This is a genomic window from Hydrogenophaga flava NBRC 102514, from assembly GCF_001571145.1.
GTDB lineage: Bacteria > Pseudomonadota > Gammaproteobacteria > Burkholderiales > Burkholderiaceae_C > Hydrogenophaga > Hydrogenophaga flava.
Window position 1 is genome coordinate 54,836 of the sequence record NZ_BCTF01000010.1, and the last position, 21,133, is coordinate 75,968.

Annotated in this window: 18 protein-coding genes; 11 read left to right on the top strand and 7 right to left on the bottom strand. The window is 68.7% G+C overall.

Going from position 1 to position 21,133, the window contains the following annotated elements:
• Window positions 1-5: 5 nt before the first annotated feature.
• Both dtd and HFL01S_RS10475 read right to left on the bottom strand, forming a co-directional pair.
• Window positions 6-446, bottom strand: a complete 441-nt coding sequence (gene dtd, locus HFL01S_RS10470; RefSeq protein WP_066258111.1) for a D-aminoacyl-tRNA deacylase — start codon at window positions 444-446, stop codon at window positions 6-8.
• Entirely contained in the window at window positions 443-1,372 is a 930-nt protein-coding gene (locus HFL01S_RS10475) for a cation diffusion facilitator family transporter (protein WP_174525238.1), read from the bottom strand. Before HFL01S_RS10475 ends, dtd begins: the two co-directional genes overlap by 4 nt.
• A 109-nt stretch (window positions 1,373-1,481) precedes the next feature.
• On the opposite strand from HFL01S_RS10475, the gene glgB reads away from it, so the two are divergent.
• From glgB to HFL01S_RS10525, 10 genes are all read left to right on the top strand, one after another.
• The gene (gene glgB, locus HFL01S_RS10480) at window positions 1,482-3,377 is read left to right on the top strand and encodes a 1,4-alpha-glucan branching protein GlgB (RefSeq protein ID WP_084383223.1); all 1,896 of its coding nucleotides are present in this window, start codon (window positions 1,482-1,484) and stop codon (window positions 3,375-3,377) included.
• Window positions 3,374-5,560, top strand: a complete 2,187-nt coding sequence (gene glgX / locus HFL01S_RS10485) for a glycogen debranching protein GlgX (RefSeq protein WP_066258115.1) — start codon at window positions 3,374-3,376, stop codon at window positions 5,558-5,560. The genes glgB and glgX overlap by 4 nt, the downstream gene beginning before the upstream one ends.
• Entirely contained in the window at window positions 5,557-7,068 is a 1,512-nt protein-coding gene (gene malQ / locus HFL01S_RS10490) for a 4-alpha-glucanotransferase (RefSeq protein WP_066258119.1), read from the top strand. Before glgX ends, malQ begins: the two co-directional genes overlap by 4 nt.
• 37 nt (window positions 7,069-7,105) lie before the next feature.
• The gene (glgC, locus tag HFL01S_RS10495; protein ID WP_066258121.1) at window positions 7,106-8,365 is read left to right on the top strand and encodes a glucose-1-phosphate adenylyltransferase; all 1,260 of its coding nucleotides are present in this window, start codon (window positions 7,106-7,108) and stop codon (window positions 8,363-8,365) included.
• Complete coding sequence (glgA, locus tag HFL01S_RS10500; protein WP_066258123.1) at window positions 8,362-9,891, top strand: glycogen synthase GlgA; 1,530 nt, start codon at window positions 8,362-8,364, stop codon at window positions 9,889-9,891. The genes glgC and glgA overlap by 4 nt, the downstream gene beginning before the upstream one ends.
• Before the next feature lie 32 nt (window positions 9,892-9,923).
• On the top strand, window positions 9,924-12,407 hold the full coding sequence (locus HFL01S_RS10505) for a glycogen/starch/alpha-glucan phosphorylase (RefSeq protein WP_066258127.1): 2,484 nt from the start codon (window positions 9,924-9,926) through the stop codon (window positions 12,405-12,407).
• Between the two features lie 41 nt (window positions 12,408-12,448).
• A complete protein-coding gene (locus HFL01S_RS10510; RefSeq protein ID WP_066258129.1) occupies window positions 12,449-13,945 on the top strand; it encodes a sensor histidine kinase in 1,497 nt (498 codons plus the stop codon).
• Window positions 13,942-14,568: a response regulator transcription factor gene (locus tag HFL01S_RS10515; protein ID WP_066258130.1), complete on the top strand. Its 627-nt coding sequence runs from the start codon at window positions 13,942-13,944 to the stop codon at window positions 14,566-14,568. Before HFL01S_RS10510 ends, HFL01S_RS10515 begins: the two co-directional genes overlap by 4 nt.
• 132 nt (window positions 14,569-14,700) lie before the next feature.
• Window positions 14,701-15,192 (top strand): GlcG/HbpS family heme-binding protein, encoded by a 492-nt coding sequence (locus HFL01S_RS10520; protein ID WP_066258131.1) that lies wholly within the window; start codon window positions 14,701-14,703, stop codon window positions 15,190-15,192.
• Window positions 15,189-15,878 carry an ankyrin repeat domain-containing protein gene (locus HFL01S_RS10525; protein WP_066258135.1) on the top strand — a complete coding sequence of 230 codons (690 nt, stop codon included), beginning with the start codon at window positions 15,189-15,191 and terminating at the stop codon, window positions 15,876-15,878. The genes HFL01S_RS10520 and HFL01S_RS10525 overlap by 4 nt, the downstream gene beginning before the upstream one ends.
• Window positions 15,879-16,180: 302 nt before the next feature.
• Here HFL01S_RS10525 and tyrS read toward each other — a convergent pair whose 3' ends face one another.
• Window positions 16,181-17,443, bottom strand: a complete 1,263-nt coding sequence (gene tyrS / locus HFL01S_RS10530) for a tyrosine--tRNA ligase (protein ID WP_084383207.1) — start codon at window positions 17,441-17,443, stop codon at window positions 16,181-16,183.
• Between the two features lie 167 nt (window positions 17,444-17,610).
• Here tyrS and HFL01S_RS10535 point away from each other — a divergent pair, with 167 nt between their 5' ends.
• Window positions 17,611-18,975, top strand: a complete 1,365-nt coding sequence (locus tag HFL01S_RS10535) for a M23 family metallopeptidase (protein WP_245644779.1) — start codon at window positions 17,611-17,613, stop codon at window positions 18,973-18,975.
• Between the two features lie 78 nt (window positions 18,976-19,053).
• On the opposite strand, the gene erpA is transcribed toward HFL01S_RS10535, so the two are convergent.
• From erpA to rpsI, 4 genes are all read right to left on the bottom strand, one after another.
• Window positions 19,054-19,419 carry an iron-sulfur cluster insertion protein ErpA gene (gene erpA / locus HFL01S_RS10540; protein ID WP_066258138.1) on the bottom strand — a complete coding sequence of 122 codons (366 nt, stop codon included), beginning with the start codon at window positions 19,417-19,419 and terminating at the stop codon, window positions 19,054-19,056.
• A 90-nt stretch (window positions 19,420-19,509) separates the two neighbouring features.
• Complete coding sequence (locus HFL01S_RS10545; RefSeq protein ID WP_066258139.1) at window positions 19,510-19,908, bottom strand: bactofilin family protein; 399 nt, start codon at window positions 19,906-19,908, stop codon at window positions 19,510-19,512.
• Window positions 19,909-19,930: 22 nt separating this feature from the next.
• Window positions 19,931-20,590: a DUF6776 family protein gene (locus HFL01S_RS10550; RefSeq protein WP_369407725.1), complete on the bottom strand. Its 660-nt coding sequence runs from the start codon at window positions 20,588-20,590 to the stop codon at window positions 19,931-19,933.
• A gap of 141 nt (window positions 20,591-20,731) precedes the next feature.
• Window positions 20,732-21,124, bottom strand: coding sequence for a 30S ribosomal protein S9 (rpsI, locus tag HFL01S_RS10555; protein ID WP_066155186.1), 393 nt, complete (start codon window positions 21,122-21,124; stop codon window positions 20,732-20,734).
• Between the last annotated feature and the right edge of the window lie 9 nt (window positions 21,125-21,133).

Below are 21,133 nucleotides of genomic sequence, written 5' to 3' on the forward strand. Positions count from 1 at the left end.
CGCGCTCAGTTCATGCGCATCGGGATGGTGACCGGGCCGTCGTTGACCAGGTGCACCTGCATGTCGGCGCCAAAGCGCCCGGTGGCCACCAGAGGATGCTGTTCTCGCGCCAGCGCGACGAAGCGGTCGTACAGCGCCTCGCCCAGGGCGGGTGGCGCCGCGCCGGTGAAACCCGGGCGGTTGCCGCCCCGGGTGTCGGCGGCCAGGGTGAACTGGCTGACTATCAGCAAGCCGCCGCCCACGTCCTGCACGCTGCGGTTCATCTTTCCCGCCTCGTCCGCAAAGATGCGCAGCTTCAGGATCTTGGACAGCAGCTTCTGGCCCACGGCCTCGGTGTCCTCCGGTTCGGCGCACACCAGCACCAGCAGGCCGGCGCCGATCTGCCCGACCGCCTCGCCCGCGATGTCCACGCGGGCCTCGCTCACACGTTGCAGCAGCGCGATCACTTCAGGTCGGCCTCGTCGTAGAAATGCGCCTCCACGTCCGAGGGCAGCAGCTGGATGCTGGCGCGCAGCCCCGGCACCGCGCTCATCAGCGCCTGTTCCACGCTGGTGCGCACGGCCGCGGCACGGCCCAGGGTCCAGGCCGCGGGCATGTGCATGTGCAGGTCCACGAAGCGCCGCTGACCCGCCTTGCGGGTGCTGACGTGGTCGAAGCGGATGATCGAGGTCTCGCCGCGCGAATGGGCAAAACCGGCCAGGGTCTGCTCGATGGTCGCCATCACCTCGGGCTCCACCGCCTCGTCCATCAGCCCCTGGGTGGAACGCCAGATCAGGTGCACGCCTTCCTTGAGGATGTTCAGCGCCACACCGATCGCCACCACCGGGTCCAGCCAGAGCCAGCCGCTGAAATGCACCAGCGCGACGCCCGCCACCACGCCGGCCGAGGTCCAGACGTCGGTGGTCAGGTGCCGCGCGTCGGCCTCCAGCGCGATCGAGCGGTGCTGGCGGGCGGCCCGGAACATCACCCAGGCCAGCAGACCGTTGAGTGCCGAACTGGCCACCGACAGCGCCAGGCCCCAGCCCACCTGCTCCAGCGGCTGCGGGTCGAACAGGCGCTGCACCGCGGTCCACACGATGCCCAGCGCGGCCACAATGATCAGGATGCCCTCGAATCCGGATGAGAAGTACTCGGCCTTGTGGTGGCCGTAGGGGTGGTCGTCGTCGGGCGGGCGGGCGGCGATGGTGACCATGACCAGGCCGAAGATGGCGCTGGCCAGGTTCACCAGCGACTCCATGGCGTCGGACAGCAGGCCGACCGAGTCGGTGACGTACCAGGCCAGGGTCTTGAGGGTGATCGTGATCAGGGCCACCACGACCGAGGCCATCAGCAGGCGCCGGGGGGTCAGCCAGGAAGAAGCGGGGGACAGCATGGACCGATTGTCGCCCGGCAAATCGATGAAACCTTGAGCCCTGAATTATGTAATTTTGTAACCACCTGGTATCCGTTCGGTGCCAGAATGGCCCGAGAGCGAGACCACCATGAACCACCCCACCCCCTCCGACGACACGTTCTGGATCGGTCCCACCGACGCCTGGCTGCTGGCCGAGGGCAAACATCTGCGGCCCTGGCAGAAGCTCGGCGCCCACCCCACCACCCTGGGGGGCCAGAGCGGTGTGGCTTTCGCGGTGTGGGCGCCGGCTGCGCGCTGGGTCGGGCTCAGCGGCGACTTCAACGGCTGGCAGCCGCAGGGCATGCGCCATCGGCCGGAGTGCGGTGTGTGGGAGCTGTTCGTACCTGGCGCGGGCGTTGGCGCCTGGTACAAGTTCCAGGTCGAGGGCGCCGACGGCCGCACCGTCATGAAAACCGACCCCTATGCTCGCGAGACCGAGCTGCCGCCCGGCAACGCGGCCCGGGTCTGCGAACCGCTGCGCAGCGCGCCACCGCCGTCCGGGCCGCACCAGCGGCCGGCCGAGCCGATGGCGATCTACGAGGTGCACGCGGGCTCCTGGAAGCGGCCCGGTGGCTGGGACGTGATGCCCACCTGGGACGACCTGGCGCAGCACCTGGTGCCCTACGCCGCCGGCCTGGGCTTCACCCACCTGGAACTGCTGCCCGTCAGCGAACACCCGTTCTACGCCTCCTGGGGCTACCAGCCGACCGGCCTGTACGCGCCCACCGCGCGCTACGGCACGCCCGAGGGCTTCCGCCGTTTCGTCGACGCGGCCCACGCCGCCGGCCTGAAGATCATCCTGGACTGGGTGCCGGCCCACTTCCCGACCGACGAACACGCGCTGGCGCGCTTCGACGGCACCGCGCTGTACGAACACGCCGACCCGAAGGAAGGCTTCCACCGCGACTGGAACACGCTGATCTACAACTTTGGCCGCCACGAGGTGAAGAATTTCCTGGTCGGCAACGCGCTGTACTGGATAGAGCAGTTCGGCATCGACGGCCTGCGCGTGGACGCCGTGGCCTCCATGCTCTACCGCGACTACAGCCGGCCAGCGGGCGAGTGGGTGCCCAACAAGGACGGCGGGCGCGAGAACTACGAGGCCATCGCCTTCCTGCGCGAGGTGCACGAGGTGCTGCAGCGCGAGGCGCCACAGGCCATGACCGTGGCCGAGGAGTCGACCGCCTTCCCGCAGGTCACCGGCGCGGTGCAGCATGGCGGCCTGGGGTTCGATCACAAGTGGAACATGGGGTGGATGCACGACACCCTGGCCTACATGTCGCAGGACCCGGTGCACCGCCGCTGGCACCACCACAAGATGAGCTTCGCGATGATGTACGCCTACAGCGAAGACTACGTGCTGCCGCTCTCGCACGACGAGGTGGTGCACGGCAAGGGTTCGCTGCTGGGCAAGATGAGCGGCGACCACTGGCAGAAGCTGGCCAACCTGCGCGCGCTCTACGCCTGGATGTACGCGCACCCGGGCAAGAAGCTGCTGTTCATGGGCGCCGAGCTGGCCCAGCCCACCGAGTGGAACCACGACGCCGAGCTGCCCTGGCACCTGCTGGAGCAGCCGGCCCACGCCGGCGTGCAGAACCTGGTGCACGACATCAACATGCTCTACCGCCAGCAGCCGGCGCTGCACGCGCGCGACACCGACCCCGACAACTTCCGCTGGCTGGTGGTGGACGACGCCGACCAGTCGGTGCTGGCCTTCGTGCGCTTCGGGCGCGCGCTGGAGGACACCCTGGTCGCGGTGGCCAACTTCACACCCGTGGTGCGGCACGACTACCGCGTCGGCCTGCCGCACGACGGTGCCTGGACCGAGCGCCTGAACACGGATTCGAGCCACTACGGCGGTGGCAACGTCGGCAACCACGGGCGGGTGCAGGCACAACCCCAGCCACTGCACGGCCAGGGCTGGTCGGCGCCGCTGACCCTGCCGCCACTGGGCGTCCTTTTTCTGCAACCCGAGAAGACATGACACATCCGGCCGCCCCGGCGCTCGGCGCACACCTGGCCTGCGAACACGGCCAGGACGGCGTGCGCTTTGCCGTCTGGGCGCCCGAGGCCACGGCGGTGGAGGTGCAGCTGTTCGGACCGGACCGCTCGCCCACCGGCGTGCTGCCGCTGGACGCGGCGGGCGATGGCCTCTGGTCGCGGTTTGTGCCCGGCCTCGGCGCCGGCCAGGCCTACGGCCTGCGCGCCCACGGCCCCTGGAACCCCGAGGCAGGACACCGCTTCAACCCGGCCCGGCTGCTGATGGACCCCTGGGCGCCCGGGTTTGTGGGCGACACCGCCCGGCTGGCGCTGCAGACCGGCCACGCGGTGGCCAACCCGCTCCAGCCGGTGCAGGCCTGGGCGCAGCACCGACCCGAGCTGGCCGACAACGCGGCGGCCATGCCCCGTTGCCTGGTGGTCGACACCGCGGCCGAGCTGGCGGCGGGTGCCGCGATCACCCCTGGCCCTGGCACCGCCGCCGACCGCGTCGTGCTCTACGAAGCCCATGTGAAGGCGCTGACCCGGCTGCACCCCGAGATCCCGCCCGCGCAGCGCGGCACCTACGCCGGCCTCGCCCACCCGACGATGCGGGACCACCTGCGCCGACTGGGCGTGACCACGGTCTGCCTGCTGCCGGTGCACGCCTTCGTCAGCGAACGCCACCTGCTGGCGCGCGGCCTCACCAACCACTGGGGCTACAACACGCTCAACGCCTTCACGCCGCACGCCGGCTATGCGGCCTGCACGGCGGGACGCGACCCGGTGGACGCCGCCGAAGCGCAAGCGGTGCGCGACGAGTTCCGCGCCATGGTCGACGCGCTGCACCGCGACGGCATCGAGGTGGTGCTGGACGTGGTGTTCAACCACACGGCCGAAAGCGACCTCGACGGCCCCACCCTCTCGTGGCGCGGCCTGGGCCAGAACCACTGGTACGCCATGGGCGAGCGCGGTGTGCCGCACAACTTCAGCGGCACCGGCAACAGCCTGAACGTGAGCGAACCGCGCGTGCTGCAATGGGTGATGGACAGCCTGCGCTGGTGGGTCGTGGCCTACGGCGTCGACGGCTTCCGCTTCGACCTCGCGGTCTCGCTCGGCCGCGACGCCTCGCAGGGCCACCGCTTCCAGCGCCACCACGCGCTGCTGGCCGCCATGCGGCAGGACCCGCTGCTGCGCGGCGTGCGCCTGATCGCCGAACCCTGGGACATCGGCCCCGACGGCCACCACACCGGCGACTTCGCGCCCGGCTGGCTGGAATGGAACGACGCCTTCCGAGACGGCGTGCGCGCCTTCTGGCTCGGCCACCCGGCCTCGCGCGGCGAGCTCGCCACCCGCGTCTGCGGCAGCAGCGACAAGTTCCGCCACAGCGCCCGCACGCCGCTGGCCAGCGTCAACCTGCTGACCGCCCACGACGGCTTCAATCTCGCCGACCTGACCGCCTACGCGCGCAAGCACAACCGGGCCAACGGCGAAGACAACCGCGACGGCCATGGCCACAACCTCTCGGCCAACGGCGGCACCGAAGGCCCCACCGACCAGCCGGCCGTGCTGCGGCGGCGCGGGCTCTGGCGCCGCGCGCTGCTGGCCACGCTGTTCTGCGCCCAGGGCACGCCGCAGTTGCTGGCCGGGGACGAGATCGGCCACAGCCAGCGCGGCAACAACAACGCCTACTGCCAGGACAACGCCCTGACCTGGCTGGACTGGCCACACGCCGACCCGGCGCTCGCCGCCTTCGTGGCCGGGCTGACCGCCCTGCGCCGCACCCACCCGGGCCTGCGGCAGGCGCGCTGGTTCGACGGCCGGCCGCCCGCGGACGGCGCCGCACCCGACATCGCCTGGTTCGACACCGACGGCGCGCCGCTGAGCGCCGCCGCCTGGCGCAGCCACGACCACCGCACGCTGGCCGCCGTCGTCACGGTCGGCGAAGGCGCGCAGCCGCCGCAGGAGTCCCTGCTGGTGGTGTGGCACGCGGGCGAGGCCGCCGAACTGCAGCTGCCACCGGGGCTCTGGGCCCTGCGGCTGGACAGCGCGCAGGCGCTGGTGGCGGACAGCCCCGGTGCACCGGCCGCGCCTTCGGTCAAGGGCCGGCTGGTGCTCAGCGAGCCGACGGTGTGCGTGCTGGTCCGGGCCTTGCATGGCCCGTCGAACCCAACCGACACCGTTTCATGAACACCAGCGTCCACCCCCTGCTCGCGCGCCGCACCAGCGGCGTGCTGCTGCACATCACCAGCCTGCCCGGTCCCCACGGCTGCGGCGACCTTGGCCCCGCTGCGCGCCACTTCGTCGACTGGCTCGCCGCCGCCGGCCAGTCGCTCTGGCAGGTGCTGCCGCTCTCTCCCGCCGGCCCCGGCAACTCGCCCTACCAGAGCGTGTCGGCCTTTGCTGGCAACCCGCTGATGGTCGACCTCGACGACCTGGTGCGCCAGGGCTGGCTGCCCTGGACGCCGCGCCAGGGCTTCGACCACCACCGCTGCGACTTCGAGCGCGTCGCACCCTGGCGCATGGCCTGCCTGCGCAAGGCCTGGAACGGCTTCGCCGAGCGCGCCAGCGACGAGTGCCGCGCCGCGCTGGCCGACTTCTGCGCCGAGCACGCGCACTGGCTCGACGACTACGCTCTGTTCATGGTGCTCGACGAGCGCTACGGTGGCCCCTGGTCACGCTGGCCCGCCCCGCTGGCCAGGCGCGAGGCCGCCGCGCTGGACGAGGTGCGCACGCAGTCGGCCCACGCCCTGGGCTTCTGGCGCTTCGTGCAGTGGCGCTTCTGGGTCCAGTGGCAGGGCCTGCGCGACTACGCCCGCTCGCAGGGCGTGCAGATGGTCGGCGACGCCCCGATCTTCGTGGCCCACCACAGCGCCGACGTCTGGGCCCACGCCGAGCAGTTCCTGCTGGACGAGCGCATGGAGCCGCACGTGGTGGCCGGCGTGCCGCCCGACTACTTCAGCCCCACTGGCCAGCGCTGGGGCAACCCGCTCTACAACTGGGACGCCATGGCGCACCACGGCTACCGCTGGTGGAAGGACCGGCTGGCGCACCAGTTCCGGCAGGTCGACATCGTGCGGCTGGACCACTTCCGCGGCTTCGAGGCGCACTGGGAGATTCCCGCCAGCGAACCGACGGCGGTGGCCGGCCAGTGGCAGACCGGGCCCGGCCTGCATTTCTTCGAGGCCATCACCGAAGAGCTCGGTCCGCTGCCCATCATCGCGGAGGACCTCGGCCTGATCACGCCCGAGGTCACCGCCCTGCGCGAGGCCTGCGGCCTCCCGGGCATGTGCATCCTGCAGTTCGCCTTCGGCAGCGGACCGAAAAACCCCTACCTGCCACACAACCTGGAACGCCACGCCGTGGCCTACACCGGCACCCACGACAACGAGACCACGGTGGGCTGGTGGAACAGTGCACCCGCGGGTGAACGCCACGCGGCACTGGACTACCTGGGCCCCTGCATCGCCACCGAGCCGCACTGGACCCTGGTGCGAGCGGCCTCGCAGTCGGTGGTCAACACCGTGGTGGTGCCGTTCCAGGACGTGCTCGGCCTGGACACCCGCCACCGCATGAACACCCCCGGCATGGCCACGGGCTGCTGGGAATGGCGCTTCGAATGGAGCCAGGTCAACCACGAGCCGGCCGAACGCCTGGCCGCGATGACCCGTGCCCATGGGCGATGGCAAGCGCCCTGAACACCCCCTTCACCACAACAACCACCGGAGACAACCCATGGACAAAACTTCTCCCCAGCAACTGGCCCGGCGCACCATCGGTCTGGTGCTCGCCGGCGGCCGCGGTTCGCGGCTGAAGGCGCTGACCGACCGGCGCACCAAGCCGGCGGTCTACTTCGGTGGCAAGTTCCGCATCATCGATTTCGCGCTGTCCAACTGCCTGAATTCCGGCGTGCGCCGCATCGGCGTGCTGACGCAGTACAAGAGCCACTCGCTGCTGCGCCACCTGCAGCGCGGCTGGAGCTTTCTGCGCAACGAGTTCAACGAGTTCATCGACCTGCTGCCCGCCCAGCAGCGCATCGACGAGGACAGCTGGTACCTGGGGACGGCCGACGCGGTCTACCAGAACCTGGACATCCTGCGCGCCCACAACCCCGAGTACATCCTGATCCTGGCCGGCGACCACATCTACAAGATGGACTACGCCGAACTCATCGCCGACCACGTGGCGCAGGGCAAGAAGTGCACCGTGGCCTGCATCGAGGTGCCGATCGCCGAGGCCAGCGCCTTCGGCGTGATGGCCATCGACCCCATGCGCCAGATCGTCGAGTTCGTCGAGAAGCCGGCGAACCCGCCCGCCATGCCCGGCAAGCCCGAGGTGTCGCTGGCCAGCATGGGCATCTACGTGTTCGACGCCCAGGCGCTGTTCGCCGCGCTGGAGAAGGACGCCGCAACCCCCGGCTCCAGCCGCGACTTCGGCAAGGACGTGATCCCCGCCATGGTGGCCGAGGGCCAGGCCGTGGCCCACCCCTTCGGCATGTCCTGCGTCAAGAGCTCGCCCGAGGCGCCGGCCTACTGGCGCGACGTCGGGACGGTGGAGGCCTACTGGGCCGCCAACCTGGACCTGACCAACACCATCCCCGAGCTGGACATGTACGACCGCGACTGGCCGATCTGGACCTACCAGGAGCAGCTGCCGCCGGCCAAGTTCGTGTTCAACGACGACGGCCGCCGCGGCATGGCGGTGGACTCGCTGGTCTCGGGCGGCTGCATCATCTCGGGCGGCTCGGTGAACCGCTCGGTGCTGTTCTCCAAGGTGCACATCCACTCCTATGCCGAGGTCGAGGAAGCGGTGCTGCTGCCCGAGGTCGATGTCGGCCGCGGCTGCAAGCTGCGCAAGGTGGTGATCGACAACGGCTGCGTGATCCCGGAAGGCATGCAGATCGGATACGACGCGGACGAAGACGCCAAACGCTTCTACCGCTCGGAAGGCGGCGTGGTGCTGGTGACGCGCGCGATGCTTGAGGCCCTGAAGTGAGTCTGCGCGTCCTCTACACCTGCTCCGAGGTGTTCCCGCTGCTCAAGACCGGCGGTCTGGCCGACGTGAGCGCGGGCCTGCCGCCGGCGCTGGCAGCGCAGGGTGCGGACGTGCGCCTGCTGCTGCCGGCCTTCCCGTCCATCGTGGCGGGCGTGACGCCCGAAGGGCCGAGTCTGCTGGTGCCCAGCGGCGACACCGTGGGACTGCCGCCGGGCCTCGGCCCGCGGCCCGGCACGGTGAACGGCCCCACCCCCTGGCTGCAGCGCGGGCGCATCGAGGCCTCGGGCCTGCCGGTGTGGCTGCTGCACGCGCCCGGCCTGTACGACCGGCCTGGCAACCCCTACCAGGACACCAGCGGCAAGCCCTGGTCCGACGCGGCCGAACAGTTCGCCTGGCTGGGCTGGGCCGCCGCCCTGCTGGGCACCGGTCTGGACAGCGCCTGGGTCCCTGATGTGGTGCACGGCCACGACTGGCACACCGGCCTGGCCTTCGCCTATCTGAACCGCCTGGTGGCCGCCGGCCACCGCCGCCCGGCCAGCGTGTTCACCGTGCATAACCTGGCCTACCAGGGCGTGTTCGGCCCGCAGGTGCGCGAGCGCCTGGGCCTGCCCGACGCGCTGTTCCACCTGCACGGCCTGGAATTCCACGGCCAGGTCTCGTTCATGAAGGCCGGCCTGCAGTTCGCCGACGCCATCACCACCGTCAGCCCGACCTACGCGCGCGAGATCACCGGCGCCGAACAGGGCTGCGGCCTGGACGGCGTGCTGCGCGAGCGGCGCGACCGCCTGCACGGCATCCTCAACGGCGTCGACGACGCGGTCTGGGACCCGGCGAACGACGCCCTCGTGCAACCCGGCTACAGCGCCGACGACCTGCGCGGCAAGGCCGCCGCCAAGGCCCGCCTGCAGCAGCGCCTGGGCCTGAAGGCCCACCCCGACACACTGCTGTTCTGCGTCGTCAGCCGGCTGACCGAACAGAAGGGCCTGCACCTGCTGCCCGGCGTGGTCGACGAGCTGGTGCGCCGCGGCGGCCAGCTGGCCGTGCTCGGTGCGGGCGACCCGCTGATCGAGCAGGCGCTGCAGCACGCGGCGCAGCGCCACCCGGGCGCGGTCGGCCTGCACATCGGCTACGACGAGGGCCTGGCCCACACCGTCATCGCCGGCAGCGACGTGATCCTGGTGCCTTCGCGCTTCGAACCCTGCGGCCTGACCCAGCTCTACGGCCTGCGCTACGGCACGCTGCCCCTGGTGCGCGCCGTCGGCGGCCTGGTCGACACCGTCACCGACAGCCGGCTGGAGAACATCGACGACGGCAGCGCCAGCGGCTTCGTGTTCCATGAGCTGACCGAAGACGACCTGCTCGCGGCGATGCGACGCGCCTTCGCCCTGCGCCGCCGCGAGGCCGACTGGCGCGCCGTCCAGCGCCACGCCATGTCGCTGCGCTTCGACTGGGCGCGCGCCGCCACCGACACCCTCAAGGTCTACACCCAGGCCCGTGCCGACACCACTGGCACGGCATCTGCTTGAGCCTTTCCACGTTCTGCTTTTCAAGCACTCCCATGCCCAACACCCCCCTGACGCCCACCGTGGGCACCGCCACCGCTCCCCTCGAGTACGACCTGCTGGAGAACAGCGTCGCGGCGCTGCGCAAGTCGATCGCCAACCGGCTGGTCTACGCCGTCGGCAAGGACCTGCGCTCGGCCACCCGGCGCGACTGGCTGTTCGCCCTGTTCCACGCGGTGCGCGACCGCATGATGCACCGCTGGCGCGAGACGCTGGCGGTCTCGCAGGACAGCGACGCCAAGCGCGTCTACTACCTCTCCCTGGAGTTCCTGACCGGCCGTGCGCTCACCAACGCCCTGCTGTCGGTCGGCATCTACGACGACGCCAGGGAAGCCTGCACCCAGCTGGGCGCCGACTTCGACGCACTGATCGACCTGGAGACCGACGCCGGCCTGGGCAACGGCGGCCTCGGGCGCCTGGCGGCCTGCTTCCTCGACTCCATGGCCACGGTGGGCCTGCCCGGCATGGGCTATGGCATCCGCTACGACTTCGGCATGTTCGCGCAGAAGATCGTCGACGGCCGCCAGGTCGAGGAGCCGGACTACTGGCTGGTCAACGGCAATCCCTGGGAGTTCATGCGCCCCGAGTTCAGCTACGAGGTGCAGTTCGGCGGCCGCCTGGTGCAGGAGGGCGACCATGTGCGCTGGGTCGACACCGACGACGTGATCGCCACCGCCTACGACACCGGGGTGCCGGGCCACGAACTCACCAGCGTGTCCACACTGCGCCTGTGGACCGCGCGCGCCACCAGCGGCATCAACCTCGACGCCTTCAACAAGGGCGACTACATGCGCGCCGTCGAGGCCAAGAACGAGTCGGAGAACGTCTCGCGCGTGCTCTACCCCGACGACTCCACCGAGCACGGCAAGGAGCTGCGCCTGCGCCAGGAGTACTTCTTCGTCAGCGCCTCGCTGCAGGACATCCTGCGCCGCTACCTCAAGAGCCACGGCAGCTTCGAGCAGCTGGCCGACAAGGTCGCGATCCACCTCAACGACACCCACCCCGCGCTGGCCGTGCCCGAGCTGATGCGCCTGCTGGTGGACGAGTACCAGGTGGAATGGGACGCCGCCTGGGCCCTGTGCCAGCGCATCTTCAGCTACACCAACCACACACTGATGAGCGAGGCGCTGGAGACCTGGCCAGTGGACCTGATGGGCCGGCTGCTGCCGCGCCATCTGCGCATCATCTACGACCTCAACGCGCGTTTCCTGGCCGAAGTGCACGACCGCTTCCCGAACGAGAACGACCTGCTGCGCCGCGTCTCGCTGATCGACGAACACGGCCAGCGCCGCGTGCGCATGGCCTACCTCTCGGTGCTGGCCAGCCACAAGATCAACGGTGTCTCGGCGCTGCACAGCGACCTGATGGTCAAGACCATCTTTGCCGACTTCGCGCGCCTGTGGCCCGAGCGCTTCAACAACAAGACCAACGGCATCACGCCGCGGCGCTGGCTCTCGCAGGCCAACCGGCCGCTGTCGGCGCTGATCGACGCGCGCATCGGCACCACCTGGCGCCGCAACCTGGACGAGCTGGAACAGCTGCGGCCGCTGGCCGACGACGCGGAATTCCAGAGCGCCTTCCGTCTGGCCAAGACGCAGAACAAGAAGCGGCTGGCCGAGCGCATCGCGCAGGAGACCGGCATCGTCGTCAGCACCGACAGCCTGTTCGACGTGCAGATCAAGCGCATGCACGAGTACAAGCGCCAGCTGCTCAACCTGCTGCACGTGGTCACGCGCTACCAGCAGATCCTGGCCCACCCCAACCACAACTGGGTGCCGCGCACGGTGATCTTCGGCGGCAAGGCGGCCTCGGCCTACTACATGGCCAAGCTGGTCATCAAGCTCATCAACGACGTGGCGCGCGTGGTGAACAACGACAAGCGCATCGGCGACAAGCTCAAGGTGGTGTTCCTGCCGAACTACCGCGTCTCGCTGGCCGAGGTGATCATCCCCGCCGCCGACCTGTCGGAGCAGATCTCCACTGCCGGCACCGAGGCCTCGGGCACCGGCAACATGAAGTTCGCGCTCAACGGCGCGCTGACCATCGGCACCTGGGACGGCGCCAACATCGAGATCGCCGAGAACGTCGGGCTCGACAACATCTTCATCTTCGGCCACCGCACCGAGCAGGTCGCCGCCCTGCGCGCCAGCGGCTACAACCCGCGCCGCTACTACGACCACAACTACGACCTCAAGACCACGATCGACCGCATCGCCGAAGGCGCCTTCAGTCCCGAGCAGCCCAACCGCTTCCACGACATCACGCGCACCCTGCTGGAATCGGACTACTACCTGCTGCTGGCCGACTACGCCGACTACATCGCGACCCAGCAGAAGGTCGACGAGCTGTATCGCCGACCAGGCGATTGGGCACGCCAGGCGATCCTGAACGTCGCTGGCATGGGCATGTTCTCGTCGGACCGCACGATCCGCGAGTACGCCGACGACATCTGGAACGTGAAGCCGCTGTTCAGTCAGTAGAGCCCCCACGCTCCGCTGTGGCGCATGACAGAATCCGCTGCATGCGGAACAGCGGCGGATCGTTGCGGTGGTGGTGGCTCGGCGGCGCGGTGCTCTCCGCCGTCGGCGCGGTCGTGATCGCCCGCCAGGCCATCGACGAACAACGAAGCCTGTTCGAGACCGACGCCCGCATCGTGCACCGGCTGCTGAGCCAGCAGGTGGTGCAGCACGACGCCATCCTCGACACGCTGGCCCTGCTGCAGCCCGCACCCGGCGCACCCGGCAGCGCCGCGCCCGAACAGCGCCTGCCGTCGCTCTACCCCCACATCCTGTCGGTGCAGCGGCGCGAGCGCGGCGCGGCCTGGGCCGACCCCGATCTGGCCGCAGCGGAACAGCGCTCGGCGCAGGACCGCCGACCCGCTCTGGCGCGGCCGGACCTGGCCTCGGGCCGCTACCGCCTGGTGCTGGCGGCCCAGCCCATCGCCTACGCGCTGACCATCGACCTGCGCGGCATGGTGCCCTGGTCCGAGTGGCCGATGAAGCCCGACACCAGCCCGGTGCGTGTGGTGCTGGAGCACGAAGGCCAGCGCGTGGACCTGCAGCCTGGCGACGCAACTGCACTGACAGGTTCGGGCGGCTGGCGCTTCGAATTCCACAAGCACCTGGCCGCCGCCAGCCAGCCCTTCGACGTGGTGGCCGAACGGCGGCTGGGCTGGTCGCAACTGCCCTGGGGCCTGATGCTGGCGTGGACCACCCTGGTCGCAACCGCGCTGACGCTGGGCGCGCAGTGGCAGCGCCAGCGCACCGCGCGCCGGCGCGCCGAGGAGCTCCTGCGACTGGGCCAGGTGGCGCGCCTGAACACCCTGGGCGAACTGGCGGCCGGCATGGCGCACGAACTCAACCAGCCGCTGACCGCGGTGCTGGCCAACACCCAGGCGGCACAGCGCCTGCTGGCCGAGAACCCGCCCGAGCTGGACACGGCGCGCCAGGCAATGGCGCAGGCGGTGGACCAGTCGCGCCGCGCGGCCGAGGTGGTGGGCCGCCTGCGGCGCACGGTGGAACGGCCCTCCACGCCCGGCGGCGCACCCACCGCCGCCCCGCTCACCCTAGACCTGGCCGAAGCGGCGCGGCGCGCGCTGCACCTGCTCGAACCCGAGTGCCGGCGGCGCGGCGTGGCGCCGCAGGTGCTGGCCGACGCCACTGTCGCGGTTGCTGGTGACCCGGTGGCGGTCGACCAGATCGTGCACAACCTGCTGATGAACGCCCTGCAGGCGCTGGACGCCGTGCCCGTGGCGCAGCGCGCGCTGCAGCTGACCCTGCACCGCGACGGGGACATGGGCGAGCTGGCCGTGGCAGACCGCGGCCCGGGCATCCCGCCCGAGGCCTTGCCGCGCCTGTTCGAACCGTTTTTCTCCACCCGCGAGGGCGGCCTGGGCCTGGGCCTGTCGCTGTGCGAAACGCTGGCCCAGGGCATGGGCGGATCGCTCGCCGCCGCAAACCAGCCGGGCGGCGGCGCGGTGTTCACGCTGCGCCTGCCACTGTCCAAAGGCACCGCATGACCAGCCTCTCGCCCACCATCCACCTGATCGACGACGACGCAGCGGTGCGCGAGGGCCTGGCGCTGCTGATCGGCACCGTGGGCCTGCGCGTGACCACCTGGGCCGACCCGCAGGCCTTCCTGGACGGCTTCGACCGCGAGGCCATTGGCGCCATCGTGCTGGACGTGCGCATGCCGGGCATCAGCGGCCTCACCGTGCTCGACACCCTGGTCGCGCAGGGCGTGGACCAGCCGGTGATCATGCTCACCGGCCACGGCACGGTGGAGATGTGCCGCCGCGCGTTCAAGGCCGGTGCGGCCGAGTTTCTGGAGAAGCCGGTCAACGACGAGCTGCTGATCGAGGCGCTGCAGAACGCCGTGCGCCAGCACGTGCGCACCCGCGAGCGCCACCAGGCGGACCGCGCGGCGCGCGAGCGCTACGCGCAGCTGTCCGAGCGCGAGCGCGAGGTGCTCGGCCTGATCGTCGCGGGCCTGACCAACAAGGAAATCGGCCGCGCGCTGGACCTTTCGCCGCGCACGGTCGAGACGCACCGTGCCAACCTGTTCGCCAAACTGCAGGCCGAGTCGCTGGCGCAGCTGATCCGTCATTACGCGGCGCTCGTGGACGAGGCGGCCGCCGGCTGACGCCCCGGCCGTGGGCGCCGCTCCGTAGTTCTACGGAGCCCGGCGCGTAGCCGTCCGAATGTTGCGAATGGGCGCAAATTTCTACAGTTCTCCCACGGTTGATCGAACCGCATCCACCTGAAGGAGAACCCCATGAAAGCCATCGTTTCCGCCTCTGCCATCGCCCTGTCCCTGATCGCATCGGCCGCCAGCGCCCAGGCCGTGCGCACCGAAAAGAACATGTCGCTCGACCTGGCCAACCAGATCGCAGCCGCCACCGTGGCCGCCTGCGCCGCGAACAACTACAACGTCACCGCCGCCGTGGTCGACCGCGCCGGCATCCTGCGCGCGCTGCAACGCGCCGACAATGCCGGCCCGCACACCGTCGGCGCGGCACAGGGCAAGGCCTACACCTCGGCCTCGGCCCGCAACACCACGGCCGCAATGCTGGAGAACGTGCAGAAGAACCCTGGCGCGCAGACGCTGGTGGACATCCCCGGCTTTCTGGTGCTGGGTGGTGGTGTGCCGGTGAAGGCCGGCAATGAGGTGATCGGTGCGGTGGGCGTGGGCGGCGCGCCCGGTGGCCATCTGGACGAGCAGTGCGCGAACGCCGGCATCGCCAAAGTGGCCGAGCTGCTGAAATGAAGACGCTGCGGGTCTTTTCGCTGGCCCTGTCGCTGGCGTTCGTCAGCGTCGGCGCGGTGGCCCAGGTCGCGCCCAGCGCGGCCGAGGCCGCGGCCTACACGGGTCTGCACGCGGCGGCGCACAAGGGCGATGTGGCCAAGGTCCAGCGCCTTGTCGCCTCGGGCGCGGTACTGAACGCCACCGACGGATACGGCCGCACACCGCTGCACGTGGCGGCGTTTGCGCGCCAGCGGGAGGTGATCCGCGCGCTGGCGAAGGCGGGCGCCGATCTGGACAAGCTGGAGAACGACCGCTACGACGCCGTCACCATCGCGTCGGTGGCGGACGACGAGGCCACGCTGAAGGTGTTGCTGGAGCTGGGGGCGAGCGCGAAGCAAGTAACCAGCCGCTACGACGGCACAGCCTTGATCGCGGCGGCGCACCTGGGGCACGACGGTGTGGTGCGGCAGCTGATCGCGGCCGGCGCACCGCTGGACCATGTGAACAACCTGCACTGGACGGCGGTGATCGAGTCCATCGTGCTGGGTGACGGTGGTGCGCGGCACCAGGCGACGCTGAAGGAGCTGATCGAAGCGGGGGCGAACCTTCAGCTGGCGGACCGTGCGGGTCAAACGCCTCTGGCGTTGGCGAAGGCCCGTGGGTTCACTGCCATGGTTTCTATGTTGGAGAAGGCTGGGGCGCGTTGAGTCTTGTTAGCGTGCGCTCCTCCATGGTTGGAAGGGCTGGGGCGGCCGACTCCGCTCATGTCCCCCGGGGCCGCTGCGCGGCCCCACCTCCTTTACTTCGCTGCGTCAGCCACCCCAGCCCTTCCAACCGCGCACAAGCAGGCAGACCCACAGTCGAGTGCCAACATTGCCTCGGGATCGGGGCGACAGTGCGTTCTGTGCAGTGAGGTAAAGGAGGAGGACCGGCGCAGCCGGTCCGGGGGACACGAACGGAACAGAGCGCGCTGGCGCCCCGAACCAGAAGCAACGCAGGCGTGAAAAAGTCAGGAAAGCGTGACGCGAGCAAACTTCCGCTTGCCCACCTGCACCACGTACACACCAACGCCCAGCTTCAGCCCCTTGTCGCTGACCACCGACGAGTCGATGCGCACACCACCGCCATCGATCAACCGGTTGCCTTCGCCATTCGACGCCACCAGACCAGCGGCATTCAGCAACGCCGCCACGCCCATCGGAGCCCCGGACAGCGACACCTCGGGGATCTCGTCCGGCACCCCGCCCTTGCTTCGGTTGATGAAATCCTGCTCCGCCGCGTCGGCCGCCGCCGCACTGTGGAAGCGCGCCGTGATCTCCTTGGCCAGCATCACCTTCGCATCCTTCGGGTTGCGGCCGCCTTCCACTTCCATCTTCAGCGCCTCGATCTCCGCCATCGACTTGAATGACAGCAGCGTGAACCAGCGCCACATCAGCGTGTCGGAGATCGACAGCACCTTGGCGAACATGGTGTTGGGCTCTTCGGCAATGCCGATGTAGTTGTTTTTGGACTTGGACATCTTCTCGACGCCGTCCAGGCCTTCGAGCAGCGGCATGGTCAGGATGCACTGCGGCTCCTGGCCGTACTCCTGCTGCAGGTGGCGCCCCATCAGCAGGTTGAACTTCTGGTCCGTTCCACCCAGTTCCAGGTCGGCCTTGAGCGCCACCGAGTCGTAGCCCTGCATCAGCGGATACAGGAACTCGTGCACGCTGATCGGCGTGCCGGCGGTGAAACGCTGATGGAAGTCGTTGCGCTCCATCATGCGGGCCACCGTGTACTTGGCGGCCAGCTGGATCATGCCCATCGAGCCCAGCGGCAGCGACCACTCACTGTTGTACCGGATCTCGGTCTTGGCTGGGTCCAGCACCAGGCTGGCCTGCTTGTAGTAGGTCTCGGCGTTGGCCTTGATCTGCTCAGGCGTGAGCGGCGGGCGGGTGCTGTTGCGGCCCGAGGGATCGCCGATCAGACTGGTGAAGTCGCCGATCAGGAAGATCACCTGATGGCCAAGGTCCTGCAGCTGGCGCATCTTGTTGAGCACCACCGTGTGGCCGATGTGGATATCGGGCGCCGTCGGGTCCAAGCCCAGCTTGATGCGCAACGGCACGCCGGTCTGCTCCGACTTTGCCAGCTTTTTCACCCAGTCGTCCTGGGGAATCAGCTCGTCGCACCCCCTCAACGTCACCGCCAGCGCCTCCCGGACACCGTCCGTCGGCTGGCCGCCTCCGCCGACCGGCAAAGACACACCTGAAACATCGGTATCGCTGTGATTCATAAGGGTTTTTTCAGATGCGAACACCCCTCGCGGGGCTACAATTGCGGGTTTGGCGAGCCCGGATTTTAGTGGGCCCGCGCCTTGGGTCTGCTCCATGGCAACCGAACAAGGGCAGGTTCTTCTGACGCCAGGCGGCTTGGTTCGCCGCTTTTTGCCGGACACCGATTTTGAAGCTCACGCACCACAACAACAGACTGCCCACCCTGGCGCGATCCAACAGCGACTCCCTGCTGTCCAGCCTCACACGCCATCCCCGCCGCGTGATGGCGGGGATCGGTGTGCTGTTGCTGGGCACCGGTGTCACGGCCTTCGGCATTGCCCCGCTGGCTCCGGACGCGGCCCTTCTGCCTGTGCAACAGGTGGTCGAGGAAATCCAGGCCCAGCCGTTCGCCCCCCTCAACGGCGCCATGCTCGATGCCTGGTCGCTCTTTCGCAGCGACACCCTTCGGCGCGACGACACCCCCCAGACCCTGCTGCAGCGCCTTGGCGTGAACGATGCCTCGGCAGCCGCCATGTTGCGCAGCGACAGCACCGCGCACCAGCTGTTCGCCGGCCGGGCAGGCAAGCTGGTCACGGTGGAAGCCAACAGCCGGCAGGAACTGGTCCGCCTGACCGCGCGCTGGCTGCCCGACGAAGGGCGCGTTTTCCAGCGTCTGGTCATCGAACGCCAGGGCGACGGCTTCAGCTCCCGCCTGGAAAGTGGTGAACTGAACGTTCAGTCCCGACTGGCCAGTGGCGTGATCCGCAGCTCTCTGTTTGCAGCCACCGACGAGGCCAGACTGCCGGACAGCGTGGCGATACAACTGGCAGAGATGTTCTCCGGAGACATCGACTTCCGCCGCGACCTGCGCGAAGGAGACCGATTCTCCGTGGTGTACGAGAGCCTGGAGGCCGACGGCGAATCGCTTCGGGCCGGCCGCGTGCTGAGCGCCGAGTTCATCAACAACGGTCGCGAACACGAGGCCGTCTGGTTCGAGGAGCCCGGACTCCAGGGCGCTTACTACGGTTTTGACGGGCAGAGCTCGCGCAAGTCCTACCTGGCCTCCCCGCTGGAATTCTCCCGCGTGAGCAGTGGCTACGGCATGCGATTCCACCCGATCTCCGGCAAGCAGAAGGCCCACCTGGGCGTGGACTATGCAGCGCCCACGGGCACACCGGTCCGCACTATCGGCGACGGCGTGGTGACCTTCGCAGGCTGGCAGCGCGGCTACGGCAACACGATCGAGGTGCGACACCGCGACAACCAGACGACGCTGTTCGGCCACCTCAGCCGCATCGACGTCCGCGTGGGCCAGAAGGTCGCCCAGGGCGAGTTCATTGGTGCCGTCGGCTCCACCGGGCTTTCCACGGGACCCCACCTGCATTTCGAGTTCCGTGACAACGGTGTTCACCAGGACCCGCTGGCCATCGCCCGTCAGAGCGAGAACATCCCCGTCAGCCCTGCAGCCCGCGCCCGCTTCGACGCTGTGGCCCAGTCGATGCGCATGCAACTGGATGCCGCTGCCACTGTTCAACAGGCCAGCGCAGAGTAAGCGTCGAGTCCTCAGGACTACAGACCAAAAAAAGGGAGCCGATGGCTCCCTTTTTTTGTGCCGACCTGGCAGCAGGTATCAGACGCTGAAGCTGGACCCGCAGCCGCAGGTGGTGGTGGCGTTCGGGTTGCGGATCACGAACTGGGCGCCTTCGAGATCTTCCTTGTAGTCGATCTCGGCACCCACCAGGTATTGGTAGCTCATGGCGTCGATCAGCAGGGACACGCCATTCTTGGTCATCTGCGTGTCGTCCTCATTGACCACTTCGTCGAAGGTGAAGCCGTACTGGAAGCCCGAGCAGCCACCACCCTGCACGAACACGCGCAGCTTGAGGTCCGGGTTGCCCTCTTCAGCCACCAGGTCGGCCACTTTGGCGGCGGCACTGTCGGTGAAGATCAGCGGGGCGGGCATTTCTGTCTGGATGGCTTCGGCGACGGCGCTCATGGTGTTCCTCGGTACGGTGGGGCGTTGGCGTGCAAGCCGGGCTCACACGTGCAGACCTTGAATGGTAGGGCAAATCACTCGGGATTGTGCTCAGGCGTTGTTTGCCGCCAGTTTCAGTGTGGGTTTGTCCTCGAGGCTGCCGGTCATGGGCTTGAGCTGGCCCGCAATGGTGGCACCCTGGTGCATCTCCAGCGACTTGTAGGACACATCGCCCTCGATGCGGGCCTTGGGTTGCAGCTCCAGCAGTTCCAGGGCGAACACCGGCCCCTTGACCGTTCCATTGATGATCACATGATCGGCGTGGATCTGGCCGGTCACGCTGGCCGACTCGCTGATCACCAGAATGCTGGGCTGCTCTTCGCTGGCACGGATGTCGCCCACCACATCACCGTCGACACGAAGGCCATCGTGAAAGAGCACATTGCCCTCGATCCGGGTGCCCTGGGCGATCAGGCTTTTGATGGGAGGCTGCTTTTTCTTGTTGAACATGTCGTGCTCCGGTGCAACGGAATCAGAGTTTGATGGTGTGGAGAGCCTTGACAGCTCCACCCTGGAGGATTCTGGCGGTCACGGTTTTTACCACGGCCTGCGGAGGAACGTCCACCAGCCCCTCCTGGCGCAAATAGCCCTTGATCAGCACCGACTGCGGCGTCGCCGCGTGCTGCGCCGACCATGGTTTGCCATCCAGCGTGCCAGCGAAACTGATCTCGAGCTGGCCCCTGAAGTCCGGGGCATTCTTTTCGGCCTGGATCATCAGAACCTGCCACCTGAGCTGGGCTTCCGCGACACGTTCGATCTGGAGCCCACGAATGCTCAGCGCATCGGACCCGGTGCCGGGGATCAGGCGCTCGAAGAAACCGAGGTCGCTGCGCAGCGTGAGGTTGTCGGCCTGCAGCTGCCGGATCTGCAGCAGAAGTTGCTCTTGTGCGGTCTTCTCGGTGGTCAGAAGGCTCTCGGAGGTGTTGGCAACCGATTGCGCCTTGCCCAGCGCCTCCCGCAATTGGCTCACTTCCGTGCGCAACTGCTCCAGCTCCTGTTTGGCGTTGCGGTCCAGCCCCGCAATCTCCTTGCCGAACTCGAAGGCCCAGAGCGCCAGCGCCCCTGAGAACCCAAGCACCACCGCCGCCAGCAACCATCGCAGCGGCCAGGGTGTGGCGCTGCGTATGGCCATGCGGGGGGCACTGACCGTCAACCGTCTGCGCAGAAGGCGCAACCTCATCGGACAGGTCCTTTCAGGAAACGGATGGTCACAAAAAACAAAAACCGCCCCAAGACGAGCTTGAAGGCGGTTGTTGCGGCAGTGAGCGGCGTGTTAACGCTTGCTGAACTGCTTGGCGCGGCGTGCAGAACGCAGACCGACCTTCTTGCGCTCGACCTCACGGGCATCGCGGGTCACGAAGCCGGCGTTGGACAGCTCGGACTTCAGTGCGGTGTCGTAGTCGATCAGCGCGCGGGTGATGCCATGGCGGACAGCGCCGGCCTGGCCGGATTCGCCACCACCGTGCACGTTCACCTGGATATCAAACGTCTCGGCGTTGTTCGTCAGCAGCAAGGGCTGCTTGGCGATCATGATCGAGGTCTGGCGGCCGAAGTACTGTTCGATGTCCTTGCCGTTGACCGTGATCTTGCCGGTGCCTTTTTTCAGAAAAACTCGGGCGACGCTGGATTTGCGACGGCCGGTGCCATTGTTCCATTCACCAATCATCGTCGGCTC

Coding starts and splice junctions, on each gene's coding strand:
- HFL01S_RS10475 (WP_174525238.1), bottom strand. CDS start 1,372: ATGCTGTCCCCCGCTTCTTCCTGGCTGACCCCCCGGCGCCTGCTGATG.
- glgB (WP_084383223.1), top strand. CDS start 1,482: ATGAACCACCCCACCCCCTCCGACGACACGTTCTGGATCGGTCCCACC.
- glgX (WP_066258115.1), top strand. CDS start 3,374: ATGACACATCCGGCCGCCCCGGCGCTCGGCGCACACCTGGCCTGCGAA.
- malQ (WP_066258119.1), top strand. CDS start 5,557: ATGAACACCAGCGTCCACCCCCTGCTCGCGCGCCGCACCAGCGGCGTG.
- glgC (WP_066258121.1), top strand. CDS start 7,106: ATGGACAAAACTTCTCCCCAGCAACTGGCCCGGCGCACCATCGGTCTG.
- HFL01S_RS10505 (WP_066258127.1), top strand. CDS start 9,924: ATGCCCAACACCCCCCTGACGCCCACCGTGGGCACCGCCACCGCTCCC.
- HFL01S_RS10510 (WP_066258129.1), top strand. CDS start 12,449: ATGCGGAACAGCGGCGGATCGTTGCGGTGGTGGTGGCTCGGCGGCGCG.
- HFL01S_RS10515 (WP_066258130.1), top strand. CDS start 13,942: ATGACCAGCCTCTCGCCCACCATCCACCTGATCGACGACGACGCAGCG.
- HFL01S_RS10520 (WP_066258131.1), top strand. CDS start 14,701: ATGAAAGCCATCGTTTCCGCCTCTGCCATCGCCCTGTCCCTGATCGCA.
- HFL01S_RS10525 (WP_066258135.1), top strand. CDS start 15,189: ATGAAGACGCTGCGGGTCTTTTCGCTGGCCCTGTCGCTGGCGTTCGTC.
- tyrS (WP_084383207.1), bottom strand. CDS start 17,443: ATGAATCACAGCGATACCGATGTTTCAGGTGTGTCTTTGCCGGTCGGC.
- erpA (WP_066258138.1), bottom strand. CDS start 19,419: ATGAGCGCCGTCGCCGAAGCCATCCAGACAGAAATGCCCGCCCCGCTG.
- HFL01S_RS10545 (WP_066258139.1), bottom strand. CDS start 19,908: ATGTTCAACAAGAAAAAGCAGCCTCCCATCAAAAGCCTGATCGCCCAG.
- HFL01S_RS10550 (WP_369407725.1), bottom strand. CDS start 20,590: ATGGCCATACGCAGCGCCACACCCTGGCCGCTGCGATGGTTGCTGGCG.
- rpsI (WP_066155186.1), bottom strand. CDS start 21,124: ATGATTGGTGAATGGAACAATGGCACCGGCCGTCGCAAATCCAGCGTC.